Origin of the sequence: Flavobacterium ichthyis, from assembly GCF_009915155.1 — a bacterium.
Lineage (GTDB): Bacteria > Bacteroidota > Bacteroidia > Flavobacteriales > Flavobacteriaceae > Flavobacterium > Flavobacterium ichthyis.
In genome coordinates, this window is record NZ_JAABLM010000024.1 from 1 (window position 1) to 7,659 (window position 7,659).

Here is a 7,659-nt window from a genome sequence, read left to right on the forward strand (position 1 = left end):
TAAAAGAAATACCCGGAATTTGTGAAATTGAAAAAGAATTAACTTTTCATATCGCTCGACATACTTTTGCAACAACTGTAACGCTTACTAATGGTGTTCCAATTGAAAGCGTGAGCAAAATGTTAGGCCATAAAAACCTACATACAACCCAACATTACGCTAAAGTACTAGACAGAAAAGTTAGTGAGGACATGAAGATATTGAAAAATAAATTTATAACTACTAATGCAAAAGCTATATAATTAGTGTTTTTCAATGCCAAAATCTTTCATCAAATCCAACCCATAATTTCGTAAAGCCGTGATGATTACTACGGCTTTTTTGCCACGTTCGGTGATGTTATATTCGGTTCTGGGTGGTACTTCTGGGAAAATTTCTTTGGTGATAAATCCATCATCAACCAACTCTTTCAAACTTTTAGAAAGCATTCGGTCTGAAATATGCGGAATGCTGTTGGCTAGTTCCGTGTATCGCCACGCTTTGTCTTTTACCCGCCAAAGAATGGGCATTTTATACGTTCCTCCTATTTTATTCATTACAAATTCTACTGGATTGTGAAAAAGGTGTTTATCAGAAACGAAATCGGGCATACTTACATTTTTGTTTGTTACTAACAAAGGTAACCATTATTGTTTTGTGGCACAAGCCGAAAGTAACTTTGCCTCATCAAAAATTTGTTTAAAAATGAAAAAAATAACAATTGTATGCACAGTAGTTTTAGGACTTATAAGCGGAACTGCATCAGCACAAAAAACTAAAAAATCGAACATCAAAAAACAAACAAAAATGGAACAAGTAAAAGAAGTAAAAAATTACGTGCATTTTCATGGTGCACCTTCGAAAGGTAAAATTTTAATGGTGGCTAGTTCACCAAGTACAAGCCAACAAACTGGTTGGCCCATTGGTTTTTGGGCAGCAGAATTAACCCATCCTCTAAGAGTATTTCAAGAAGCGGGTTATGATGTGGAGTTGGTTTCAACTGAAGGCGGCGATTTAATGATGGATGGTTATTCTAATCCTACTGATGCAAGTGGTTATTCTGCTCATGACATTATTACATTGGGTTATATGCAAAAACCTGAATTTAATGCAATGTTGAAAAACACCAAAAAGTTAACTACTGTTGATGCCAAAAATTATGATGCCATTTTCTTAGTTGGTGGTCAAGGTCCAATGTACACTTACAAAGGAAATACGGAACTACAAAAACTTTTTGTTGATTTCTATGAAAGCGGAAAGCCAAGTGCTGCTGTTTGTCACTCTACAACGCTATTATTAGAAACTAAAACATCTAATGGTGAATTGCTTGTAAAAGGAAAAACATGGACAGGTTTTGCTGATGCAGAAGAAGAATTTGCAGACCAAGCTGTAGGTATGAAAATTCAACCGTACAGAATTGAAGATGAAGCTAGAAAAATAGATGGAACAAACTTTAAAGTTGCGGCTCCATTTAGTTCGTATGCAATTGCAGACGGAAATTTGATTACAGGTCAACAACAAAACTCTGGAGCAGCTGCAGCAGAACTATTAGTGCAAATGTTGAATAAATAATGAACATAAACTTTAAAATACTAATTGTAACGGTAGCAATGCTTCTTAAAGGAAGTGTTGCTATTGCTCAATTAAGTGAAAGTGATACGCTCAAATTCCAACTTAAACTTTCATAAACTGGTACTTGGCAAAAAGGAAATGTTGAACAATTTACTATTCGTGGAAAATTAGAATTCGTCACAAACGCTACCAAAAATTTGGTTTACAAAACCCAAAACAATCTTTTATACCAAGAATTTGGAAATTTTAAAGCTGATAATGATATAAACAGCAGAAACTATGTTTATTGGAAACCATCTAAAAAAATATATCCATTTGCAATCGCTTACTTTCAAACCAACTATAGAAGAAAAATTGATTTTCGTTGGTTTTCTGGATTGGGTGGAACATGGCAATTCTATAAAGATAAAAACACAATTTTAAAGTTTTCGACTGCTTTGGTTTATGAAAATACTGATTTTTTAAATAGTCAATTTAATCAGGAAGAATATAATGGTAGCAACAACATTTCATTATGGAGAAGCACTATTTATGTTTCGGGTATGCATAAAATGTTAGAAGAAAAATTTAAAATTTATTATACGGCCTATTGGCAACCTGCATTAGGTTATTCAAAAAATAACAGATTACAGTTAGATACTGGAATTGAAATGCCATTGTGGAAAGATTTTAATTTTTTAGCTCAATATACCTTTAATAATGAGCAAGTTGTAGTTAAAAATGTAAAGAACATTGACCGTATTTTGACTTTTGGATTTGGCTATCAAGTAAAGAAATAATGTTATGATTTTAAGAAAAGTTTTTAATCCAATTTCAGTGATAAAATACTTAAAAACTGAATTAATAATCAGTACTATTTTATCAAGTTTAGTTTTCGTTTCCTATGACACATTAGGAATACATAAAGTATCATTACCATTTTCCATAGCTGCCATATTAGGAAGTGCATTAGCCATATTTATTGCCTTTAGGAACCAAAGTTCCTATTCAAGATGGTGGGAAGCAAGAACACTTTGGGGTGGTATTGTAAACAGTAGCAGAGTATTTGCACGCTTGGTAAGAACTTTTACAAATTCGCACAAAAATCAGCCCAATTTCGATAAGGAACGAAGTGAAAAATTCAAGAAAGAAACTATTTACATGCAAATTGCTTGCGTACATGCTTTGCGTTTGCATTTGAGAAAAGAGAACAATTGGGAAGTATTGAAAAGTTATATTTCAACCGAAGATTATAACAGATTGATGAAATCTAACAATAAACCAAACTATTTACAAACATTAATAGGAGAAAAAATCTATGAAGCTATGTCAAATGGTACTTTAGGTGGTTTTGATAGCTTTCAAATGGAAGGGCAATTATTAGCTTTAGCCAATTATCAAGGTGGTTGTGAACGTATTAAAAATACACCATTATTACGCCAATATCATTTTTTTACCAAACTATTTTTATCTGTTTTTATGTTCATTTTACCTTTTTCATTAATAGGTGATTTTGTGAAAATGGAAATTGGTTTTTTGGTAATCCCATTATCAGTTTTAATATCATTTGTATTTGCAACTATGGCAAAAGTTGGCGAAGTAAATGAAGAACCTTTTGAAAACAAAATAACGGATGTGCCTTTAACTGCTTTGTGTAATACTATAGAAAGAGATTTATTAGAGACTTTAGATTTTGAAAATTTACCAACAAAACTAGAACCCGAAAATGGATTTTTGTTTTAAATTATATGAACAATGAAAAAATTAATAACAATTATAGGTGCAGGACCAGGAATAAGTCAAGGTGTAGCAGAAAAATTTGGTAGCGAAGGTTTTAAAATTGCATTAATTGCCAGAACTGAAGAAAAATTACAACAACAAGTGATGGATTTGGCTAAAAATGGGATTGATGCAACCTATGCTATTGCCAATGTTGGAAATGAGGAAAGTTTGAAAAATGCTTTACTCCAAATTAAAGAAAAAGAAGGACATGCAGAAGTTATTTTATACAATGCTGCAGCAGTTTCGGTGATGGATATTTTAGACCAAAGTTGGGAAACCATAAAAAATGAAATGGATATCAATGTGGGTGGATATTTTAATTTGATGAAAATGGTAGTTCCATTTTGCTTAAAAGAAAATAAAGGAAAATTATTTGTTACTAATGGCGGTTTTGCGTTAGGCGGTGATGATCAGTGGACATCGTTAAGCGTTGGTAAAGCAGCATTAAGAAATTTAGTTCAGGCATTTCAAAAAAAGACTCTAGGAACAAACGTTCATGTTGCACAATTGACAGTTTGTGGTTTTGTTAATCCTGAAGATGAAAAATACAGTCCAAAAGCTATCGCAGAACAATATTGGAAATTATACAACCAAACAGAAGGAAACTTTGAGGGTGAAATTATCTATTAATTAAAGATACAATTGAAATGAGTAAAATAGCATTTATAGGCATTGGTAATGTAGGTTTTGCCATTGCCAACAATTTACAAAAAAAAGGTCATGAAATTATTGTAGCCAATAACGATGAAAATTCAGTAACCGTTAAAAAAGCATTAGAACAAAATGTTAACTTTTCGGTAAAGAATATTCAAGCAGCCATTGATGAAGCTGAGGTAGTTTTTTTGGCAACACCTTTCCAAGCTAACGAAGAAATTCTAAAACCTTTGAAATTCAACGGAAAAGTTTTAGTCGATTGTACTAATCCTGTTGGAATGGGCATTTCGCACGGATTAAATAGCGAAATTTCAGGCAGCGAAAAAGTGCAAGAATGGGCTCCAGATGCTAAAGTAGTAAAAGCATTTACTATTTATGGTTTCGAAAATTTCATCAACAGCGATTATCCCAATTACAATGTAAAACCTGTGATGATGATTGCAGGAAATGATTCCGAAGCCAAATCAAAAGTAGCAAAAATAAATACCGATATGGGTTTTGAAACGTTGGATACAGGAAAACTAGACCAAGCTCTGCACTTGGAACATATGACCTTGCTTTGGGTAAAAATGGTTCGCCGAGATGGGCATCACCCGAATTTTGTTTGGGCTAAATTGGAAAAGTAATTTTTGATTTAAACAATTTTTAATATTATTTGAAACTAGATTGAACACCAAAATTTTAACTTTACTCATCGGACTAAATGAGCAACTCAATTTTATCGATTTAGAAGTAGATAATCAAATGATGAAATATGAAAAGGCAATAAAGGTCATTTTGGTTTCTATTGCTAATTTAAAAAAACTCATAACAAAATCCAGCTTTAAAACCGACACAGAAGAAATTGATTTCTTTAAAGATATAAAACCACAATTCACTTCAAAACTAATTTATTACAACTTGGTCTATAAATTTGAAATGAAAAGGCCAAATGGAGGTAATCGCATTTTAAAGAAATTCTACAATATTGAGTTGCAAAAACTAAAAGCATTTTTTTAGTTAGGGTTTTTTATTTCTAGTTATAGCCCACATTTAGTCCAAAATAAATTTAAAATCTATTTACCAAATAAAAGAAACCTTTTTTAATTTATTAAGTAAGTCATTATCAGCTATAACGATTAGTTGCAACACAATATTAATTTCTTCTTGATGAGAAAATCTAATTATCGGCGGTACTTAAATCGTTTATGAGTCCACAAATAATGCTCTGGTTTTTCAAGAATTTGCTTTTCAATCATCTGCATAAATTTGTCAGATATTTGAAAATTTGGAACACTTTGTGGGTCATCTACAATCTTATGGAATGTAGCTTGATAGTAACCCCGCTTTATTTTTCTTACGGCAACAAAAATTACATTGAGATTCATCCGTTTTGCAAGCATTTCAGCTCCAGTATGAAACGGCACTTTAACCCCAAAAAACTCACCGAAATGGTGTGCTGAAGAAGCTTTTGGCGATTGGTCACTTGCCAAACCATATACGCTTAAAATATTCTCCAATTTATTGTTATGTACTGTGTCGATAGTAATTTTGGTATGAATTAGAAAGGCTTTAAAGCGCAAACGTATTTTACGAACAAGCTTGTCAAAATATGGATTAGCAATTTTTTTATATACAGCATAACCTCTGAAGCTTATGTGACGATTCATGGAAATAAGCCATTCGTAACTGCCATAATGACCACACATTAAAGCAATGCTCTTACCTTGTTGTTCCATTTGGCGATACAAATCGAGATTAGTAAAAGTGAACCGTTTCTCAATTTCGTTTTCGGAAATACTCATTGTTTTAATCATTTCTAGAAATGTATCGCAAAAATGATGGTAAAACTTTTTTTCAATCTCCAAACGCTCAGATGCTGTGAGGTGCTTTAAAGCGATTGATAAATTTTCTCGTACAGTTTTTTTTCTGTAACCTATTATTTTATAAATTATTATATATACGATATCGGAAATGAAATATAAAACTCTAAACGGTAGAATCGATAGAAACCACAACAATGGGTAGGCAAGAAGGTAAGCGAGCAATTGCATTTAAGGTTAATTTTATGCAAATATACGGCTTACTGAGTTAATAAATGGGCTTCGGGTTTTATTGGGCGAAAAACTGTTTGTATTTTTACGAAAAAAAAGTATGGACATTTATCTGATTGCAATAATTGCGATTAATTGTATTGTGAGTTTTAAGGGTTTTAACGACTTAATTTTTTTCAGAAAATATGAATTTCACGTGGGAAGTATTCGTGCGGGCGAGCAATTCAGAATGTTGAGTTCGGGATTTTTGCATGTGGATGTTGCGCATTTGGCCTTCAATATGATAACTTTATGGATGTTCGCACCTTATGTAATTTTATATTTAGGAAATTTTACATTTTTATTACTTTATATTTTTAGTTTGGCATTTGGAAATTTATTATCGTTACTCATTCATAAAAACGAATATTATTACCGCGCTGTAGGAGCTTCGGGAGCGGTAGTGGGAGTTGTTTTCTCTGGGATTTTGGTAGAGCCTAATTTACAAATTTGGTTTATGCCGGGTTATATTTTTGGAATAATTTACTTGCTTTATTCTATTTATGGAATGAAAAATAGAGCAGATAATATTGGGCACACGGCTCATTTTGGTGGTGCAATTGGAGGTTATGTTTTAACTTTAATTAAGTTACCGCAATTAATTCAAGTTGAAACTTTTACAGTTGCGGTTTTAGCTTTACCAATTTTACTTCTTTTTATTTTAATTAAAATAGGAAAACTTTAAAAATTTAGAAAATCTTTAATAATCTAATCGCCTTTACATTATTGGCACGCAATTTGAAATTCAACCAATAAAAACATTTAAAAATAAATTGTTATGAAAAAATCTATCTTAATTTTCCTTACTATGGTGGGTACCTCAACGATTGCACAACAAAATCAATTTGTTCCGCATCCTCAAATTACGGTTGCCGGGGAAGGTAAAGTAAAAGTTACTCCAGATTATGCCATTATTACAGTGGGAGTGGAGAATACAAGTGCGGATGCCGCTGAGGCAAAAAAGAAAAATGATGCGATTGTGGATGCGGTAATTAAGTACATCAAGGGATTTAAGATTCCAGCAGCAGATTATCAAACTAAACAAGTGTATTTGCACAAATCGTATGATTATAACAAGAAAAAAAACAATTTTGTAGCGAATCAACAAATAGCGATTACTTTGCGAGATTTAACAAAATACGATACCTTAATGATGGGGCTTGTGGATACTGGAATTAACAATATCAATGGAGTGGAATTTAAGTCATCCAAGTTAGCGCAGTATGAATCTGAAGCAAGAAAATCTGCTATTGTGGAAGCTAAGACAAAAGCAAACGATTATGCTATAGCGTTAGGACAAAAAGTAGGAAAGGCGATCATGGTTTCAGATAATTCTCAAACTAATTATCCAATGCCAAGAATGTATGCCATGAAAGCTGAAATGGCTGATGCAGGTATGTCTCACGAAACTTTGGCTATTGGTGAAATAGAAATAACTTCTAACGTAAGTGTGAGTTTTATATTAGATTAATTTTTTTTTGATAAAATGAGTTGTCCTAAAAACGGTTGACTCGTTAATAAATCAAATATAGTTAAATCGTGACAGGATCAATTCTGTTACGATTTATTTTTTTCCATTGTTCTAATTGTATTGTTTTTTGTTGATGTGCTTGACTTGGAG

10 protein-coding genes and 1 pseudogene are annotated in these 7,659 nt (G+C 32.2%); 9 read left to right on the forward strand and 2 right to left on the reverse strand.

The annotated features are described in order from the left end of the window. The coding region (locus tag GV828_RS12960) for a tyrosine-type recombinase/integrase (protein ID WP_166537923.1) at positions 1-242 on the forward strand (242 nt) is incomplete at its 5' end. Here the strand turns inward: GV828_RS12960 and GV828_RS12965 are convergent. Next, on the reverse strand, positions 243-590 hold the full coding sequence (locus GV828_RS12965; RefSeq protein WP_166537924.1) for a winged helix-turn-helix transcriptional regulator: 348 nt from the start codon (positions 588-590) through the stop codon (positions 243-245). Positions 591-684: 94 nt separating this feature from the next. On the opposite strand from GV828_RS12965, the gene GV828_RS12970 reads away from it, so the two are divergent. From GV828_RS12970 to GV828_RS12995, 6 genes and pseudogenes are all read left to right on the forward strand, one after another. Next, complete coding sequence (locus GV828_RS12970) at positions 685-1,551, forward strand: type 1 glutamine amidotransferase domain-containing protein (RefSeq protein ID WP_208103200.1); 867 nt, start codon at positions 685-687, stop codon at positions 1,549-1,551. Positions 1,552-1,691: 140 nt separating this feature from the next. Continuing rightward, positions 1,692-2,330 (forward strand): annotated as a pseudogene (locus GV828_RS12975) (DUF481 domain-containing protein); the annotation flags it as partial. A 4-nt stretch (positions 2,331-2,334) separates the two neighbouring features. Continuing rightward, positions 2,335-3,273, forward strand: coding sequence for a bestrophin family protein (locus tag GV828_RS12980; RefSeq protein WP_166537925.1), 939 nt, complete (start codon positions 2,335-2,337; stop codon positions 3,271-3,273). 12 nt (positions 3,274-3,285) lie between these two features. Further along, positions 3,286-3,942: an SDR family NAD(P)-dependent oxidoreductase gene (locus GV828_RS12985; protein WP_166537926.1), complete on the forward strand. Its 657-nt coding sequence runs from the start codon at positions 3,286-3,288 to the stop codon at positions 3,940-3,942. A 17-nt stretch (positions 3,943-3,959) separates the two neighbouring features. Further along, positions 3,960-4,592 carry an NADPH-dependent F420 reductase gene (locus GV828_RS12990; RefSeq protein ID WP_166537927.1) on the forward strand — a complete coding sequence of 211 codons (633 nt, stop codon included), beginning with the start codon at positions 3,960-3,962 and terminating at the stop codon, positions 4,590-4,592. Between the two features lie 40 nt (positions 4,593-4,632). Then, entirely contained in the window at positions 4,633-4,965 is a 333-nt protein-coding gene (locus tag GV828_RS12995) for an RteC domain-containing protein (protein WP_166537928.1), read from the forward strand. Positions 4,966-5,129: 164 nt separating this feature from the next. On the opposite strand, the gene GV828_RS13000 is transcribed toward GV828_RS12995, so the two are convergent. After that, positions 5,130-5,999 (reverse strand): lysophospholipid acyltransferase family protein, encoded by an 870-nt coding sequence (locus tag GV828_RS13000; protein WP_166537929.1) that lies wholly within the window; start codon positions 5,997-5,999, stop codon positions 5,130-5,132. A 100-nt stretch (positions 6,000-6,099) separates the two neighbouring features. On the opposite strand from GV828_RS13000, the gene GV828_RS13005 reads away from it, so the two are divergent. Together GV828_RS13005 and GV828_RS13010 are read left to right on the forward strand one after the other, a co-directional pair. Continuing rightward, complete coding sequence (locus tag GV828_RS13005; RefSeq protein ID WP_166537930.1) at positions 6,100-6,723, forward strand: rhomboid family intramembrane serine protease; 624 nt, start codon at positions 6,100-6,102, stop codon at positions 6,721-6,723. A 93-nt stretch (positions 6,724-6,816) separates the two neighbouring features. Further along, positions 6,817-7,509, forward strand: coding sequence for an SIMPL domain-containing protein (locus tag GV828_RS13010; RefSeq protein WP_166537931.1), 693 nt, complete (start codon positions 6,817-6,819; stop codon positions 7,507-7,509). Positions 7,510-7,659 lie beyond the last annotated feature (150 nt).

Bases quoted from the DNA above. Each gene is read 5' to 3' on its own strand.
- GV828_RS12965 (WP_166537924.1), bottom strand. From the start codon at position 590: ATGCCCGATTTCGTTTCTGATAAACACCTTTTTCACAATCCAGTAGAA.
- GV828_RS12970 (WP_208103200.1), top strand. From the start codon at position 685: ATGAAAAAAATAACAATTGTATGCACAGTAGTTTTAGGACTTATAAGC.
- GV828_RS12980 (WP_166537925.1), top strand. From the start codon at position 2,335: ATGATTTTAAGAAAAGTTTTTAATCCAATTTCAGTGATAAAATACTTA.
- GV828_RS12985 (WP_166537926.1), top strand. From the start codon at position 3,286: ATGAAAAAATTAATAACAATTATAGGTGCAGGACCAGGAATAAGTCAA.
- GV828_RS12990 (WP_166537927.1), top strand. From the start codon at position 3,960: ATGAGTAAAATAGCATTTATAGGCATTGGTAATGTAGGTTTTGCCATT.
- GV828_RS13000 (WP_166537929.1), bottom strand. From the start codon at position 5,999: ATGCAATTGCTCGCTTACCTTCTTGCCTACCCATTGTTGTGGTTTCTA.
- GV828_RS13005 (WP_166537930.1), top strand. From the start codon at position 6,100: ATGGACATTTATCTGATTGCAATAATTGCGATTAATTGTATTGTGAGT.
- GV828_RS13010 (WP_166537931.1), top strand. From the start codon at position 6,817: ATGAAAAAATCTATCTTAATTTTCCTTACTATGGTGGGTACCTCAACG.